Below are 15,088 nucleotides of genomic sequence, written 5' to 3' on the forward strand. Positions count from 1 at the left end.
CCGCGCCGGGTTCACGGCCGCAGGCGGCGCAGCCTTTCCCGCAGCCCTTCCCCTTGGCGCCGCCCCCAGGCGATCAGCCGCCCCTCCATCGCCTCCACCCGATGGACGGCGTTTGGCCAGCGCCGTTCCAGCGCCGCCATGGCCCGGCGCGCCCAGGCGAAGCGGTGGCGCAGGATGAAGAGGCCGAGGGCGATGAACAGCCCGCCCTGCAGCACCGGCAGCACCAGCCCCAGCACCCCCAGCACGAGCAGGCCGAGGCCCGACAGGGTGCGCAGCATCAGGCGGCTTGCGGGGCGGGCAGGGCGATGCGGCTCTCGCTGACCAGGAAGAGGTATTCGGTATTGGTCAGCTTCCCCACCGTGCCGACCTTCTCGCCCTGCGGGTTGTGGATGCCGATCTTGGCGCCGACATAGCGGCCATAGGGGATCTCGATCACCTGCAGATGCCCGCGGGGCGCCAGCATCGCCTCCAGCGCGGCGCGGGAGAGGTAGCCTTCATCGCTGAAGGAGATGACGAGACGCGGGCAGCGCAGCGCCGCAAGGGTGCGGGCCAGGGCCGGGCCGATGCCCGGCCGGCTGTTGAAGGCGGAGCGCCGGGTGCGGACATCCGTGCGCTTCATGGCTATGCCGTACACCTCCGGCCGGTCCCAGCGCACCAGCGTTTCCCAGACATGGTAGTTCCCCAGATAGCTGTGCTGGTTGTAGGGCGGGTCGAGATAGGCGAGTTCGCCCTCGAACGCCGCCGCGGCTGCCTCCGCCTCGGCGCAGCCCGCGGCGCAGGGGCCGGCGGCGGGGCGGGGCAGCAGCTTGGGCAGGCGGAGCTGGATGGGGTTCAGCGCCCGGGCGGCCCAGCGCTTCATATAGGCCATCTGCAGCCCGGCGGTGGAATCGACGCGGTCGGCGGCTTCCAGCAGCGCGGTCAGCAGCACCGCTTCCAGCTCCGGCTCGGCGCCGAGCGCGGCGATGCCGTCCCGCATCGCCTCGATCCGGGCGCCGTTCTCCGGATGGAAGTAGCGGGCGGCGACGCAATAGGTCTCGGTGAACCAGCCGTGGCGGGGCGGCAGGCGTTCGAGATCGGCCAGGATCAGCCGGGCCTTCTCCGCCCAGCGCTCGGCATCCGCCTGGACGTAGCAGCGGGCGAGGGTGTGGGCGAAGGCGTTGTGGTCATTGGCCAGCACCTGGTAGCCGGCGCGCTTCAGCGCATGGCCGACCCGGGCGGTGCCGGAGAACAGATCCGCCACCCGCGCCCCCGGCGGGGCGGCGGCCCCGATGGCCGAGAGGATGTGGGGGAGCAGGGCGCGCTTGCTGCCCAGGTATTTGATCATCTGGAATGGTGCAGGATAGGGCATTCCCCCTCGCGGCGGGAAGGCCGCGCTGGGGCTTGGCAGGTTCGGCCGGGCCGGGTTAGGAGAGATGCATCGGGCACAGGCCCCGGTGGTAAGCGTCTCACCTCAGGCAACGCATCCATGCCGGCCTTCGGGCCGTGGCGAGGGGATGCGCTTGCGGCATGGCCGTTGCTCCTTTGCTGTGGACCGGCGGCAAGGCCGGGCCTTACGGACCATGCCCATGACCTTTTTCCGCTTCCGCAAGCTGCCGGCGCGATATGCCACGGTGCTGCTGCCCTTCCTCCTCTCCATCATGATGACCTGCATCATCTCCGGCATTTCCACCCTGCTGGCGCTGGGGCCGGGGCTGGATTTCCTGCGCGCCTGGCCGGTTTCCTGGGCGATGTCCTGGCTGATCGGCTTCCCCACCCTGCTGGTGGTGCTGCCCCTGGTGCGCCGGCTGGTGGGCAAGCTGGTGGCGGCGCCGGAGGGGCGGTAGCGCGCCGGGCCCCGAGCGCCGCCCGTTGCCCTGCCGCGGCTTTGCCGCGGCAGGCCGTGCGAGGCGCTGATTGCCCGGCGACGCTGGCGCCCCCGCGGCGTCGCGCAGCGACGTCGTGGGGATCTAGATATGCAGCGCCCGGCCACCCACGGCCAGCGCGGCTTCCTTCACCGCCTCGTTGAGGCTGGGATGCGCATGGCTGGTGCGCGCCACATCCTCCGCGCTGGCGCCGAATTCGATGGCGATGGCCAGCTCCGCGATCAGCGTGCCGGCATCCGGCCCGACGATATGCGCGCCCAGCAGCCGGTCCGTCTTCGCCTCCGCGATCAGCTTCACGAAGCCGTCCGTGTCGCCCATCGCCCGGGCGCGGCCATTGGCGGTGAAGGGGAATTTGCCGGCCTTGTAGGCCACCCCCGCCGCCTTGAGCTGCTCCTCCGTCGCGCCGACGCTCGCCACCTCCGGCCAGGTGTAGACCACCGCCGGAATCGCTTCGTAATTCACATGCCCCGCCTGGCCGGCGATGATCTCGGCGACGGCGACGCCCTCCTCCTCCGCCTTGTGGGCCAGCATCGGCCCGGCGATGACATCGCCGATGGCGTAGATGCCGGGGACGTTGGTGGCGAAATGCGCATCCACCTTGATGCGCCCGCGCTCATCCAGCGCCACGCCGGCGGCCTCCAGGCCGAGGCCCTCGGTATAGGCGCGGCGGCCGATCGCCAGCAGGACGATATCCGCCTTCAGCTCCTCCGCCGCGCCGCCCGCGGCGGGCTCCACCGTCACCGTCACGCCGTCGGCGCCCGGCACCGCCGCCGTCACCTTGGACTTCAGCCTGAACTTGAAGCCCTGCTTCACCAGCACGCGCTCGAAGGCCTTGCAGGTCTCGGCATCCATGCCCGGCAGGATGCGGTCGAGGAATTCCACCACCGTCACCTCGGCACCCAGCCGGCGCCACACGCTGCCCAGCTCCAGCCCGATGACGCCGGCGCCGATGACGACCAGATGCTTCGGCACCGCCGCCAGCTCCAGCGCGCCGGTCGAGGTGACGATCTGCTTTTCGTCCACCTTCACGCCCTGCAGCGGCACGCTCTCGCTGCCGGAGGCGAGGATGACGTGCTTCGCCTCATACACCTCCTCGCCCACCGCGACCTTGCCGGGGGCGGCGAGGCGGCCGGCGCCCTTCAGCCAGGTGATCTTGTTCTTGCGGAAGAGGAACTCCACGCCCTTCACATTGGCCGACACCACCTCGCCCTTGCGGGCCTGCATGCGGGCGAGGTCGAGCTTCACCCCCTCCACCACCACGCCGTGATCGGCGAATTTATGGGCGGCCTCCTCGAAATTCTCGCTGGATTGCAGCAGCGCCTTGGAGGGGATGCAGCCGATATTGAGGCAGGTGCCGCCCAGCGTCTCCCGCTTCTCCACGCAGGCGGTCTTCAGCCCGAGCTGGGCGGCCCGGATGGCGGCGACATAGCCGCCGGGGCCAGCACCGATGACGATGACGTCGAAGCTCTCGGGCATGCGCAGTGATCCCTCAGGAAAGTCCGGAAAAAGCCGCGGGAAACTGACTTGGTTGGGGGCGGGAGGCAAGCCCGGCGGGCCTGCTTCCTCCCCCCCGGAGCTGGGCCGCGGCGGCCGGGCGCGCAACCGCGACGGATCCGGGCGCGGCCATGCGTCCGGCACAAGGCTTGCGGATATCCGCGCCCACGCCTCCGGCTGGACAGGCCCCGCGCCCCGCCGCACCATTCCGGCCATGTCCACGCCCGACCTCATCCTCCGCGACAGCACGGAGGCAGACCTTCCCGCCATCACCCGCATCTACGGCCATTGGGTGCGCCACGGCCTGGCAAGCTTCGAGCTCGACCCGCCGGGCCAGGCGGAGATGGCGAAGCGACGGGCGGCGGTGCTGGAGGGGGGCTACCCCTACATCGTCGCCACGGACCGGAGCGGGACGCTGCTGGGCTATGCCTATGCCAGCGCCTACCGCACCCGCCCGGCCTATCGCTTCACCTGCGAGGATTCCATCTATGTGGCGCCGGAGGCCGGACGGCGCGGCATCGGCCAGGCGCTGCTGCCGCTGCTGGTGGAGCGCTGCACGGCGGCGGGATTCCGGCTGATGGTCGCGGTCATCGGCGACAGCGGCAATGCCGGCTCCATCGGCCTGCATGCGCGCTGCGGCTTCGCCCGGGTGGGGACGCTGCCGGCCATCGGCTGGAAGCATGGGCAATGGGTGGACAGCGTGCTGATGGCCCGGCCGCTGGGGGCCGGGGCTGCGACGCCGCCACCGCCCGGGGCCTGAGCCGGGCAAGAACGGGGGCTCTGCCCCCGTACCCCCGCCGGGGACTGGACCAGTCCCCGGACCCCGGCGGGAGCTTTGGCCCCGACAGCTCAACCTGCCGACTCACGGCGGGGGTGCAGGGGGCAGCGCCCCCAGCACCGGTCCCCCGGCCCCCCCCGGCTCTATCGCCGCTTTACCGAATCTTCGGCGCTTTCCCGCGAGGATGGCCGGTGCAGCCATTGCGGGACCGGATTATGGACGATCTCCTCGCCGACTTCCTCACCGAGACTCATGAGGGTCTGGTCGCCCTGGATGCCGCGCTGGTGCGGCTGGAACGGTCGCCGGAGGATGCGGCCACCCTCTCCGAGGTCTTCCGCATCGTCCACACCATCAAGGGCACCTGCGGCTTCCTCGGCCTCTCCCGCATGGAAGCCGTGGCGCATGCCGGGGAGAATGTGCTGGGCCGCTACCGGGACGGCACCCTGCCGGTGACGGCGGGGGGCATTTCCCTCATCCTCAAGGCCTGCGACAGTATCCGCGCCATCGTCGCCGGGCTGGAGACCGGCGGGGCGGAGCCGGAGGGCGATGACGCCCCGCTGATCGCCGCGCTGAACGCGGTGGCGAATGGCGAGGCCGGCGCTGCGCCCGCCCCCGCCGCTCCTCCCTCGCCGCCGGAGCCGGCCGCGCCCGTCGCCGCCGCGCCCGTGGCCGCGCCGGCCGCCGCGCCGCCGGAGCCGCCCCGGGCCGAGCCCGCCGCCGCCAAACCCGCGCCCGCGAAAGCCGCCCCGCCGGCCGAGGCCGATCCCGCCCCCGGTGGCGGCGTCGCCGCCCAGACCATCCGCGTCTCCGTCGATGTGCTGGAGGGCCTGATGATGCTGGTGAGCGAGCTGGTGCTGACCCGCAACCAGCTCCTCCAGCTCGCCCGCACCCAGTCGGACAGCGCCTTCTCCGTGCCGCTGCAGCGCCTCTCCCACATCACCTCCGATTTGCAGGAGGGGGTGATGAAGACCCGCATGCAGCCCATCGGCAATGCCTGGGCCAAGCTGCCGCGCCTGGTGCGCGACCTCTCGGTCGAACTCGGCAAGAAGATCGGGCTGGAGATGCGCGGCGCCGAGACCGAGCTGGACCGCCAGGTGCTCGAACTCATCAAGGACCCGCTCACCCATATGGTCCGCAACAGCGGCGACCACGGGCTGGAAGGGCCGGAGGAGCGCCGCCGTGCCGGCAAGCCGGACACCGGCACCATCAAGCTGAACGCCTACCATGAAGGCGGCCATATCATCATCGAGATCGCCGATGACGGCCGCGGGCTGAACATCGAGAAGATCCGCGCCAAGGCGCTCTCCCAGGGTCTCGCCACGGAGACCGAGCTGGCGGCGATGTCGGAGCGGGAGATCCAGCGCTTCATCTTCCGCGCCGGCCTGTCCACCGCCGCCGCCATCACCGCCGTCTCCGGCCGCGGCGTCGGCATGGATGTGGTGAAGACCAACATCGAGAAGATCGGCGGCACCATCGAGGTGCATTCGAAGGAAGGCGCCGGCACCAAATTCCTCATCAAGATCCCGCTGACGCTGGCCATCGTCTCCGCCCTCATCGTCCAGGCGGGCAGCGAGCGCTTCGCCGTGCCGCAGATCGGCGTGGTCGAACTCGTCCGCGTCGGCGGCGAGGGCGCGGCGAAGCTGGAGCGGATCAAGGACGCGCCGGTGCTCCGCCTGCGCGACCGGCTGCTGCCCCTGGTCCGCCTCGCCTCCCTGCTGCAGCTCGACGACGCCCCGGCGCCGGAGGAGACCGGCTTCGTCATCGTCACCCAGGTCGGCGCGCATGTCTTCGGCATCATCGTGGACCGGGTCTTTGACACGGAGGAGATCGTGGTGAAGCCGGTGGCGCCGATCCTCCGCCACGTCACCATGTTCTCCGGCAACACCATCCTCGGCGATGGCAGCGTCATCATGATCCTCGACCCGAACGGCATCGCCCGCGCCACCGGCGTCGGCACCGAGGGCAGCGCCGGCGACGCCGAGCGCGATGCGGCGCGGCCCTCGCATCTGCTGCAATCCGACTCCAAGACCGCCATGCTGCTGTTCCGCGCCGGCGACACGACGCCGAAGGCGGTGCCGCTCGGCCTGGTCGCGCGGCTGGAGGATGTGGGGCGCGACAAGATCGAGCTCGCCGCCGGCAAGCCGCTGGTGCAGTACCGCGGCCAGCTCATGCCGCTGGTCCCGCTCTCCGGCTTCTGGGACATGGGCGCGGCGCCGGAGCGCCAGCCGGTGCTGGTCTTCTCCAATGGCGACCGCGCCATGGGGCTGATGGTCGAGGAGATCCTCGACGTGGTCGATGAGCGCCTGGTCATCGATGCCGCCGGCGAGCGGCCGGGTTATCTCGGCAGCGCCGTCATCTGCGGCAAGGTGACGGAGGTGATCGACACCGCCTGGTGGCTGCGCCAGGACGGCGGGGAGGATTGGTTCGGCGCCCAGGGTGCGGTGCAGAAGGGACGCGGCCAGCGCATCCTGATGGTGGAGGACAGCGCCTTCTTCCGCACCCTCGTCGTCCCCGCCCTCGGCGCCGCCGGCTATGCCGTGACCGCCGTCTCGGATGCCCAGGAAGCGCTGCGGCTGCGCGAGGCGGGGGCGGAATTCGAGGCCATCATCTCCGACATCCAAATGCCCGGCATGAACGGCAACGCCTTCGCCCGCGCGGTGCGGGAAGGCGGCGCCTGGCAGGATTTGCCGATGATCGCCCTGACCGGCCGCGCCGAGCCGGCGGATATCGCCCGCGGCCGGGAGGCCGGCTTCACCGACTACGTCGCCAAATTCGACCGCGCGGCGCTGCTGGAAAGCCTCCGGCAATGCCTTGCCATGACGGTCGAGGGCCAAGGTGCCATCGCCTGAGGATCCAGCCGCCGAACGCGTGAAACAAGGCCCAGGGCAGGCGGCGCACGCGCCCCGGCCCCGAAGGAAGGAAGGACCAGCATGCAGCAGGCCATGACGGGCGCCGCGGCCGGGACCGCCAAGCCCCCCGGCGCCGCTTCGCCGCTCGGCGATGCCACGGCGGAAAGCTACCTGACCCTCACCGTCGCCGACCAATTGTGCGGCGTGCCGGTGCTGGCGGTGCGGGATGTGCTCGGGGCGCAGACCATCACCCGTATCCCGCTGGCGCCGCCGGAAGTGGCGGGCAGCCTCAACCTCCGCGGCCGCATCGTCACCGCCATCGACCTCCGCCGCCGCCTCGGCCTGCCGCCGCGCAAGCCCGAGGACGGCCAGGCGATGAGCGTGGTGGTGGAGCGGGACAACGAGCTCTACTCCCTGCTCGCCGACCAGGTGGGCGACGTGCTGCCCCTGCCGCGCGCCGACCGCGCGCCCAACCCGCCGACCCTCGACCCGATGTGGCGGGAGGTTTCCGGCGGTGTCCACCGGATGGGGGAAAGGCTGCTCATCCTGCTGGACGTCGAACGCATCCTGGCGATCGGCTGAGGGTGGCGCCATGAGCCAGGGCGAAGCCGGCGCGACCTGCCTGGTGGTCGATGACAGCCGCGTGGTCCGCAAGGCGGCGCGGCGGATCCTGGAAAAGCACGGCTTCAGCGTGCGGGAGGCGGAGAACGGGCAGGAGGCGCTGGCCGCCTGCCGCGAGGCGCTGCCGGATTCCGTGCTGCTGGACTGGAACATGCCGGTGATGGACGGGCTGCAATTCCTCCAGGCGGCGCGAAGGGAATTCGGCCCGGACCGCCCGGTGGTGGTGTTCTGCACCACGGAAGGGGCGATGGACCGCATCGTGACCGCGCTGGAAAGCGGCGCCCAGGAATATGTCATGAAGCCCTTCGACGAGGAGATCCTGCGGGACAAATTCGTCCAGGCCGGGCTGCTGCAGCAGGATGACGCCGCGTGAGCCAGGCGATCGTGAGCCAGTCCTCGGGCCCCGTCCGGGTCATGCTGTGCGATGACAGCGCCACGGTCCGCGCCGCCCTGGCGCGGGTGCTGGAGGCAGATCCCGACATCAAGGTGGTGGCGCGGGCCGGCGATGGCCGGCAGGCGGTGGAGACGCTGGCCGGCATGTCCGTCGCGACGCGGCCGCAGGTGGTGCTGCTGGACCTCGAAATGCCGGTGATGGACGGCATGACGGCGCTGCCGCTGCTGCAGCAGCAGGTGCCGCGGCCCGCGGTCATCGTCGCCAGCGCGCTGACGCAGAAGGGGGCGGCCGTCACCATGGCGGCCTTGCGCGCCGGCGCGGCGGATTACATCCCGAAGCCCGGCGCGGCCGGCGGCGGGCTGCATGATGCCAGCTTCCGTGCCGAGCTGGTGGCCAAGGTGAAGGGCTGGGCCCGGATGGGCCGCGCCGCCGCGCCGCGTCCCGTGCCGGCGCCGCGCCCCAGCCCGGCGGCGCTGCTGCCGCGGCGCGGGGTGAAGGCCATCGGCATCGGCTGTTCCACCGGCGGGCCGCAGGCCCTGGCCGCGCTGGTGCGCGGGCTGAACCGCAAGCTCCCGGTGCCGGTCGTCGCCGTGCAGCACATGCCGGCCGGCTTCACCGCCATGCTGGCGGACCATCTCAACCGGCTCGGCACGCTGGGCTGTGCCGAGGCGCGGGACGGCGAGGTGATGCAGCCCGGCCGGCTCTATCTGGCGCCGGGGGACAAGCACCTGCTGGTGGAGGCGGCGAGCGGCAAGCTGGTGGCGCGGCTGAACGACGGCCCGCCGGAGAATTTCTGCCGCCCGGCGGTGGACCCCATGCTGCGCAGCCTGAACGCCGCCTGCGAGGGCGGAGTGCTGGCGGTGATCCTGACCGGCATGGGGCATGACGGGCTGGCGGGCTGCAAGGCGGTGGCCGCCGCCGGCGGCGCGGTGCTGGCGCAGGATGAGGCGAGCTCGGTGGTCTGGGGCATGCCGGGGGCGGTGGCCCGCGCCGGCCTCGCCCGCGCCCTCCTGCCGCCGGAGGGTTTGGCGGAACAGGTGCTGGCGCTGGTGGCCAGCCGAGCAGGAGCCTTCGCATGAGCCCGGACGGCTTCGCCTTCATCGCCGGGCTGGTGAAGTCCCGCTCCGGCTTGGTGCTGACGCCGGACAAGCAATACATGCTGGACACTCGCCTCGGTCCCATCCTGAAGAAGGAAGGGCTGGCCAGCCTGGATGCCCTGGCGCTGAAGCTTCGGGAGCCGCGCGCCGTGGCCCTGGCGGAGGCGGTGACCGAGGCACTGACGACCAACGAAAGCAGCTTCTTCCGCGACGGCAAGCCCTTCGAGCATCTGAAGCGGGTCCTGCCGCAGCTTGCCGCGGCGCGGCCGCCGGGCAGCACGCTGCGCGTCTGGTCCGCCGCCTGCTCCACCGGGCAGGAAGCCTATTCCATCGCCATGCTGGCGCAGGAGCTGGGGGCGGAGCTGGCCGGGCGGAAGCTGGAAATCTACGGCACCGACATCTCGCATGAGGTGCTGGCCCGGGCGCGGGAGGGCTACTACACCCAATTCGAGGTGCAGCGCGGCCTGCCCGCCCGGCTGATGGTGAAGTATTTCCAGCAGGAGGCAGGGCGCTGGCGGGTGAACCCGGCGCTGCGCGCCATGGCACGGTTCGAGCACCTGAACCTGCTGGCGGAGTTCCGCCATCTCGGCCGGTTCGACGTGATCTTCTGCCGCAACGTGCTGATCTATTTCGACAGCCCAACCAAGACGCGGGTGCTGCATGCGCTGGCGGACCGGCTGGCGCCGGATGGGGTGCTGTATCTCGGCGGCGCGGAGACGGTGCTGGGGCTGACCGACCAGCTCGTCGCCCTGCCGGCCGAGCGCGGCGCCTATGAGCACCGGCGGCCCGTCGCCAAGGCGGGCTGATACCGGCGGCCGGTTTCCTTGGCCGGCCGAAGCCCTGCAGGCGGCGCCAAAGGGGCGCCCGCAAGCGTCAAGGATCAAACCCGTTGGCATGGGCGGGCGCCTGCGCGGCACATGGAAGCGGCGCATCGGCGCGCCGCCGGGCCGGACAGCGGCCACAAGAAAGGCGGCTTCCGTCCCGGAAGCCGCCGGCCTGCAGCCCGAAACCCGATTGTCTGACGCGGGAGATCGCGGCCCGGTGCGCGGCCGGGGGAGGCGCCCCCCGGCAGGCCGCGCGCTTCAGGCGGCGACGGTGGAGGGTTTCAACGAAGCGGCGGGGCTGGCCACAGGGGCAGAGGGAAATCGCGTGCCGGCCTGCTGCGGATCGCGCAGCACATAGCCGCGGCCCCAGACCGTGCCGATCAGGTTGTCCGCGCCGGCCTGGGCCAGCTTCTTGCGCAGCTTGCAGATGAAGACGTCGATGATCTTCACCTCCGGCTCGTCCATGCCGCCGTAGAGGTGGTTCAGGAAGGCTTCCTTGGTGAGGACCAGGCCCTTGCGCAGGGTCAGCAGTTCGAGGATCGCGTATTCCTTGCCGGTCAGGTGCACCGGGGCGCCGGCCACCGAGACTTCCCGCGAGCCGAGATTGAGGGTGAGCGGCCCGACCGAGAGGCTGGGCTGGGCGAAGCCCTTGGTGCGGCGGACCACGGCCTGGATGCGGGCCACCAGCTCCTGCCCGTCGAAGGGCTTGGTGATGAAGTCGTCGGCGCCCATGCCGAAGCCCTTCACCTTGGCCTGCGGGCGCGCGAGGCCGGAGAGGATCATCACCGGGGTTTCCACCCGGGCGGCGCGCAGCCGCCGAACGACCTCGTATCCTTCCATATCCGGAAGAACAAGGTCGAGCAGAACCACATCGTAGTCGTAGAGCCGGACCAGCTCGAGCGCTTCCTCCCCGGTGTCGACGGCGTCGACCACCATGGCGTGGGCCTTGAGCATCGCGACCAGCCCGCGGGAGGCGGTGAGGTCGTCCTCAACCAATAATACGCGCATGTCTCGTTCTCCTGCACGCCAGACGCGTATGGAGATACCACTTATGCGTGCATTGTGAAGAGGAAATTCACGGTTTCCGGCGTACCAAGATACGAGACAAATCCTTGAAAGACGATGAACGCCTGATGCGCGAGATAAAACTCTTGCCTTATCAGTCGGCTGAAAGGTGGCGGCGGGCGCGAATCGCCTTGGGTCGGCGGGTGCCGGCCGAATTGCACGGTATGGTTGTGTCGGCCAAGGGCCTCTCAATTTCCGTCACAGGACTCTCTCCCTGGTTGCAGATCGGCACAAGGCTGCATCTCTCGCCCCCTGGCGCGGCGCCGGTGGCGGCGGAGGTGGTGGGCTTCGCCGAGGGCCAGGCCACCGCCCTCGCCTTCGGCCCGCTGGAGGGGGTTGGGGCGGGCACGCCCGCCAGCCTCGTGCCCCCGGCCGCCCTGGCGGTGGATGAAGCCTGGCTCGGGCGGGTGCTGGACCCCTTCGGCCGTCCGCTGGACGGCCGCCCGCCGCCGCCCCCCGGCCCCCTGCCACGGCCGGTGCGGGCGGCACCGCCCCAGGCCGGGCAGCGGGCGCGGCTCGGCCCGCGGCTCGACCTCGGCGTACGGGCGCTGGATGCCTTCGCCACCTGCCGGCAGGGGCAGCGCCTGGGCCTCTTCGCCGCTTCGGGCGTCGGCAAATCCACCCTGCTCGCCATGCTAGCGGGCGGGGCGGCCGCCGATGTGGTGGTGCTGGCCCTGGTGGGCGAGCGGGGGCGGGAGCTGCGGGAATTTCTGGAAGACGATCTGGGCCCGGCGGGGCTGGCCCGCAGCGTGGTGGTCTGCGCCACCTCCGACGCCCCGCCGCTGATGCGGCGGGAGGCCGCCTATGCCGCCGTGGCGATCGCCGAGCATTTCGCCGATGAGGGCCGGCAGGTGCTGCTGATGATGGACAGCGTCACCCGCTTCGCCATGGCGCTGCGCGAGATCGGCCTGGCGGCCGGGGAGCCGCCGACCACCCGCGGCTACACCCCCGGCGTCTTCGCCGAGCTGCCCCGTCTGCTGGAACGCGCGGGACCGCGGGAGGAAGGCTGCGCCGGCGCCATCACCGGCCTCTTCACCGTGCTGGTGGAGGGCGACGACCATGACGAGCCGGTGGCGGATGCGGTGCGCGGCATCCTGGACGGGCATGTGGTGATGGACCGCGCGATCGGGGAGCGCGGGAGGTATCCCGCCATCGACATCCTCCGAAGCCTCTCTCGCACCGTGCCCGGCTGCCTGCGGCCGGAGGAAGCGGCGCTGATGCGGCGGGCGCGGGCGGTGCTCGCCTTGCATGCGGAGATGGCGGATCTGGTGCGGCTGGGCGCCTACCGCCCCGGCGCCGACCCGGCGGTGGACGAGGCGATCCGCCTCGCCCCGCGCATCGAGGCCATGCTGGGCCAGGGCAAGGGCGAACGTGGCACGGTGGAAAGCGCCTTCGCCGCGCTGGCGGCGGCGCTGGAGGAGATGGCGGATGCCGCGTGACCCGCTGGCCGTGCTGGCCCGGCTGCGCAAGCTGGACACCGAGACGGCGCGGCGAAGGCTGGGCGAGGCCTATGGCCGCCTGGGCGCGGCGGAGACCCGGGCGGAGGCGGCGACCGCGGCGCTGACCACCCAGGCCGGGCATGGCATGCCCGCGGATTACGGCACCTGGCTGACACGCGGCCTGGCGGAGCGGGACCGGGCACAGCGGGCGGTGGGCGTGGCGGAACGAGTGGCCACCGCGGCGGCGGCGGCGCTGGGCGAGGCGCGCGCCGCCGAGCGGGGGTTGGAGAAATTGCGGGAGGCGCGGGCCGCGGCGAAGGCGAAGCGGGCAGTGCGCAAGGCGCAGGCGCTGCTGGATGAGGCGGGGGCGAGGGAAAGATAAGGCAGGGCTCCGCCCAAACCCGGCAGGAGGCCCGTCGCGGGCAGTGCCGGCGACCCTGCACCACCGCCGGGGACCGGACCGGTCCCCGGACCCTCGTCCGAGTTTTGGCTCGAGCGTAGAACCCGGCCCGCCCGATGACCTTCCGCGGCTTTGCCGCGCAAGGCCGTGCGAGGTCTCGGGCAAGGAGCGATCCCCGGCCCCCGCGAAGGCGCGAAGCGACTTCGTGGGGATCTACGCCAGTACCCCGCGCCGGATCTGGTCCAGCTCGATGCTCTCGAACAGCGCGCGGAAATTCCCTTCGCCGAAGCCCTGGTCGCCCTTGCGCTGGATCAGCTCGAAGAAGATCGGGCCGATGACCGTGCCGGTGAAGATCTGCAGCAGCCGCCCGCCTTCCGGCGTCGGCGCGCCATCCGTCAGGATGCGGTTCCTCGCCAGCCGGGCGATCTCTTCCTCGCTCAGGTCCGGCATGCGCTTCGGCAGCAGCTCGTAATAGGTGTCCGGCGTGTCCATGAACGCCACGCCCGCCCCGCGCATGCCCTCGACACTCGCAAAGATGTCCTCGGTGCCGAGCGCGATGTGCTGGATGCCCTCGCCCTTATAGGCGCGGAGATATTCCTCGATCTGGCTCTTGTCGTCGCTGCTCTCGTTGATCGGGATGCGGATCTGGCCGCAGGGGGAGGTGAGGGCGCGCGACTTCAGCCCGGTCAGCTTGCCCTCGATGTCGAAATAACGGATTTCGCGGAAATTGAAGAGCTTCTCGTAGAACTGCCACCACACATCCATCCGGCCGCGATGGACGTTGTGCGTCAGGTGGTCGATCACCGTGAGGCCCTGGCCCCGCGGCTTCGGCTCGGCGCCGTCATGCCAGCGGAAATCCACGTCGTAGATGCTGCCGCGCGGGCCGTAGCGGTCCACGAAATAGAGCAGCGAGCCGCCGATGCCTTCGATGGCCGGAATGTTCAGCTCCATCGGCCCCACCTTGCCCTGCACCGGCTTGGCGCCGAGGGCGATGGCGCGGCTGTAGGCCGCCGCCGCATCCGCCACGCGGAAGGCCATGGCGCAGGCGGAGGGGCCGTGCACCCGCTGGAAGGCTTGCGCAAAACTGTCCGGCTCGGCGTTCAGGATGAAGTTGACGTCGCCCTGGCGCCACAGCGTGACGCGCTTGCTGCGATGCGTCGCCACGGCGGCGAAGCCCAGCTGCGCGAACAGCGCCTCCAGCGCCGGCAAATCCGGCCCGGTGAACTCCACGAATTCGAAGCCATCCGTGCCCATCGGATTGGCCTCGGAAATGCGGCCGGCGAGCGCCGTGCGGTCGGGCGGGATGTCCATGGGGCGTCTCCTCAGCGTGCGGGTTGGTCTTCGGGCGCGGCGGCACCGGGCGGGATGGGCGTGGCATCGCGCGCCGCCTCCAGCAGCGCCGGCAGGCGGCGCATGGCGGCGAACAGCTCGGCGAAGCTCTCGATGACGAAGTAGGTCGGCTGCAGATCGTCGATGAAGTAGTCGCTGCGCAGCACGCGCCACAGGTCGAAGCGCAGCCGGCGGGGCGTGGCGCCCGTCACCGCATGCCGCGTCTCGGCACCAGAGGAGAGGATGCCGGCGCCATAGGCGCGCACCGCACCGCCCTCCCGGATCAGGCCGAATTCGATCATGTGCCAGTAGAAGCGCGCCAGCGGCTTCAGCGCCCCAAGCCGCGTGGCCTGCGCGCCGAGGCGGCCATAGGCTTCCAGCACATCGGCGAAATCGGGTTCGGTCAGCAGCGGTACATGGCCGAAGGCGTCGTGGAAGATGTCCGGCTCCACGATGTAGTCCAGCTCCTCCGGCCGGCGGATCCAGGCGGTGACGGGAAAGCGCCGCGCGGCGAGATGGGTGAAGAAGGGCGCATCCGGAATCAGCCCCGGCACCGGCACCAGCGAGAAGCCGGTGGCGTCGCGCAGCAGAGCGGAGGTGGCAGCCAGATCCGGCACGCCTTCGGCGAAGGGCAGGCGCGCCAGGGCGGTGCGGAAGGCGCTGGCGGCATGGCCCGGCAGCAGCGCCGCCTGACGTTGGTACAGGGTGCGCCAGGTGGCATGGTCCGCCGCACCGTAGCGCAGGCTGGCGGCAGGCAAGGTGCCGTCCGGCGCGGCGGCGGCATAATTGCCGCGAAGGAAGCTGGGCAATTCCTGGACGCTGGCGGACATCACGCGGCCTCCGGTTCCTTTTGCCGGAAGGATGCCGCATCCGCCCTGGCGATTTCCGGCGAATTGGGGCGCGAGAGCCGTTAGATTGAGCGGGAATCACTCGCCA

Annotated in this window: 15 protein-coding genes; 9 read left to right on the forward strand and 6 right to left on the reverse strand. The window is 71.3% G+C overall.

What is annotated here, in order from left to right; translation table 11 throughout:
* Positions 1-11 precede the first annotated feature (11 nt).
* Both E5N76_RS24210 and E5N76_RS24215 read right to left on the reverse strand, forming a co-directional pair.
* Positions 12-278 (reverse strand): PGPGW domain-containing protein, encoded by a 267-nt coding sequence (locus E5N76_RS24210; RefSeq protein WP_149539982.1) that lies wholly within the window; start codon positions 276-278, stop codon positions 12-14.
* Positions 278-1,324 carry a DNA adenine methylase gene (locus E5N76_RS24215; RefSeq protein ID WP_149539984.1) on the reverse strand — a complete coding sequence of 349 codons (1,047 nt, stop codon included), beginning with the start codon at positions 1,322-1,324 and terminating at the stop codon, positions 278-280. The genes E5N76_RS24210 and E5N76_RS24215 overlap by 1 nt, the downstream gene beginning before the upstream one ends.
* Positions 1,325-1,565: 241 nt before the next feature.
* On the opposite strand from E5N76_RS24215, the gene E5N76_RS24220 reads away from it, so the two are divergent.
* Positions 1,566-1,823: a DUF2798 domain-containing protein gene (locus E5N76_RS24220; protein WP_149539986.1), complete on the forward strand. Its 258-nt coding sequence runs from the start codon at positions 1,566-1,568 to the stop codon at positions 1,821-1,823.
* A gap of 123 nt (positions 1,824-1,946) precedes the next feature.
* Here E5N76_RS24220 and lpdA read toward each other — a convergent pair whose 3' ends face one another.
* A complete protein-coding gene (gene lpdA, locus E5N76_RS24225) occupies positions 1,947-3,338 on the reverse strand; it encodes a dihydrolipoyl dehydrogenase (protein WP_149539988.1) in 1,392 nt (463 codons plus the stop codon).
* A gap of 232 nt (positions 3,339-3,570) precedes the next feature.
* Between lpdA and E5N76_RS24230 the strand changes: the two genes are divergently transcribed.
* The 6 genes from E5N76_RS24230 to E5N76_RS24255 all read left to right on the forward strand — a co-directional run bounded on the left by E5N76_RS24230 (position 3,571) and on the right by E5N76_RS24255 (position 9,901).
* Complete coding sequence (locus tag E5N76_RS24230) at positions 3,571-4,116, forward strand: GNAT family N-acetyltransferase (RefSeq protein ID WP_149539990.1); 546 nt, start codon at positions 3,571-3,573, stop codon at positions 4,114-4,116.
* 233 nt (positions 4,117-4,349) lie between these two features.
* Positions 4,350-6,983, forward strand: coding sequence for a hybrid sensor histidine kinase/response regulator (locus E5N76_RS24235; RefSeq protein ID WP_149539992.1), 2,634 nt, complete (start codon positions 4,350-4,352; stop codon positions 6,981-6,983).
* Between the two features lie 81 nt (positions 6,984-7,064).
* Positions 7,065-7,565, forward strand: coding sequence for a chemotaxis protein CheW (locus E5N76_RS24240; protein ID WP_235907857.1), 501 nt, complete (start codon positions 7,065-7,067; stop codon positions 7,563-7,565).
* A 10-nt stretch (positions 7,566-7,575) separates the two neighbouring features.
* Positions 7,576-7,977: a response regulator gene (locus E5N76_RS24245; protein WP_149539994.1), complete on the forward strand. Its 402-nt coding sequence runs from the start codon at positions 7,576-7,578 to the stop codon at positions 7,975-7,977.
* The gene (gene cheB / locus E5N76_RS24250; RefSeq protein ID WP_408021727.1) at positions 7,974-9,077 is read left to right on the forward strand and encodes a chemotaxis-specific protein-glutamate methyltransferase CheB; all 1,104 of its coding nucleotides are present in this window, start codon (positions 7,974-7,976) and stop codon (positions 9,075-9,077) included. Before E5N76_RS24245 ends, cheB begins: the two co-directional genes overlap by 4 nt.
* Entirely contained in the window at positions 9,074-9,901 is an 828-nt protein-coding gene (locus E5N76_RS24255; protein ID WP_149539996.1) for a CheR family methyltransferase, read from the forward strand. Before cheB ends, E5N76_RS24255 begins: the two co-directional genes overlap by 4 nt.
* Before the next feature lie 276 nt (positions 9,902-10,177).
* Here E5N76_RS24255 and ctrA read toward each other — a convergent pair whose 3' ends face one another.
* On the reverse strand, positions 10,178-10,927 hold the full coding sequence (ctrA, locus tag E5N76_RS24260) for a response regulator transcription factor CtrA (protein WP_149539998.1): 750 nt from the start codon (positions 10,925-10,927) through the stop codon (positions 10,178-10,180).
* Positions 10,928-11,148: 221 nt separating this feature from the next.
* Here ctrA and E5N76_RS24265 point away from each other — a divergent pair, with 221 nt between their 5' ends.
* Together E5N76_RS24265 and E5N76_RS24270 are read left to right on the forward strand one after the other, a co-directional pair.
* Positions 11,149-12,423 carry a FliI/YscN family ATPase gene (locus tag E5N76_RS24265; RefSeq protein WP_149540000.1) on the forward strand — a complete coding sequence of 425 codons (1,275 nt, stop codon included), beginning with the start codon at positions 11,149-11,151 and terminating at the stop codon, positions 12,421-12,423.
* The gene (locus E5N76_RS24270; protein ID WP_149540002.1) at positions 12,413-12,805 is read left to right on the forward strand and encodes a hypothetical protein; all 393 of its coding nucleotides are present in this window, start codon (positions 12,413-12,415) and stop codon (positions 12,803-12,805) included. The genes E5N76_RS24265 and E5N76_RS24270 overlap by 11 nt, the downstream gene beginning before the upstream one ends.
* A gap of 231 nt (positions 12,806-13,036) precedes the next feature.
* Here E5N76_RS24270 and hppD read toward each other — a convergent pair whose 3' ends face one another.
* Together hppD and phhA are read right to left on the reverse strand one after the other, a co-directional pair.
* Positions 13,037-14,134, reverse strand: coding sequence for a 4-hydroxyphenylpyruvate dioxygenase (gene hppD, locus E5N76_RS24275; protein WP_207792097.1), 1,098 nt, complete (start codon positions 14,132-14,134; stop codon positions 13,037-13,039).
* An 11-nt stretch (positions 14,135-14,145) separates the two neighbouring features.
* Positions 14,146-14,982, reverse strand: a complete 837-nt coding sequence (gene phhA, locus E5N76_RS24280; RefSeq protein WP_149540004.1) for a phenylalanine 4-monooxygenase — start codon at positions 14,980-14,982, stop codon at positions 14,146-14,148.
* Positions 14,983-15,088 lie beyond the last annotated feature (106 nt).

This window comes from Siccirubricoccus phaeus, assembly GCF_008360935.1.
Lineage (GTDB): Bacteria > Pseudomonadota > Alphaproteobacteria > Acetobacterales > Acetobacteraceae > Siccirubricoccus > Siccirubricoccus phaeus.

What these genes read in the sequence shown, in the direction of transcription:
- E5N76_RS24235 (WP_149539992.1), top strand. Translation starts at nt 4,350, where the DNA reads ATGGACGATCTCCTCGCCGACTTCCTCACCGAGACTCATGAGGGTCTG.
- E5N76_RS24210 (WP_149539982.1), bottom strand. Translation starts at nt 278, where the DNA reads ATGCTGCGCACCCTGTCGGGCCTCGGCCTGCTCGTGCTGGGGGTGCTG.
- ctrA (WP_149539998.1), bottom strand. Translation starts at nt 10,927, where the DNA reads ATGCGCGTATTATTGGTTGAGGACGACCTCACCGCCTCCCGCGGGCTG.
- E5N76_RS24265 (WP_149540000.1), top strand. Translation starts at nt 11,149, where the DNA reads ATGGTTGTGTCGGCCAAGGGCCTCTCAATTTCCGTCACAGGACTCTCT.
- E5N76_RS24255 (WP_149539996.1), top strand. Translation starts at nt 9,074, where the DNA reads ATGAGCCCGGACGGCTTCGCCTTCATCGCCGGGCTGGTGAAGTCCCGC.
- E5N76_RS24240 (WP_235907857.1), top strand. Translation starts at nt 7,065, where the DNA reads ATGCAGCAGGCCATGACGGGCGCCGCGGCCGGGACCGCCAAGCCCCCC.
- hppD (WP_207792097.1), bottom strand. Translation starts at nt 14,134, where the DNA reads ATGGACATCCCGCCCGACCGCACGGCGCTCGCCGGCCGCATTTCCGAG.
- lpdA (WP_149539988.1), bottom strand. Translation starts at nt 3,338, where the DNA reads ATGCCCGAGAGCTTCGACGTCATCGTCATCGGTGCTGGCCCCGGCGGC.
- E5N76_RS24220 (WP_149539986.1), top strand. Translation starts at nt 1,566, where the DNA reads ATGACCTTTTTCCGCTTCCGCAAGCTGCCGGCGCGATATGCCACGGTG.
- E5N76_RS24230 (WP_149539990.1), top strand. Translation starts at nt 3,571, where the DNA reads ATGTCCACGCCCGACCTCATCCTCCGCGACAGCACGGAGGCAGACCTT.
- E5N76_RS24270 (WP_149540002.1), top strand. Translation starts at nt 12,413, where the DNA reads ATGCCGCGTGACCCGCTGGCCGTGCTGGCCCGGCTGCGCAAGCTGGAC.
- E5N76_RS24245 (WP_149539994.1), top strand. Translation starts at nt 7,576, where the DNA reads ATGAGCCAGGGCGAAGCCGGCGCGACCTGCCTGGTGGTCGATGACAGC.
- E5N76_RS24215 (WP_149539984.1), bottom strand. Translation starts at nt 1,324, where the DNA reads ATGATCAAATACCTGGGCAGCAAGCGCGCCCTGCTCCCCCACATCCTC.
- phhA (WP_149540004.1), bottom strand. Translation starts at nt 14,982, where the DNA reads ATGTCCGCCAGCGTCCAGGAATTGCCCAGCTTCCTTCGCGGCAATTAT.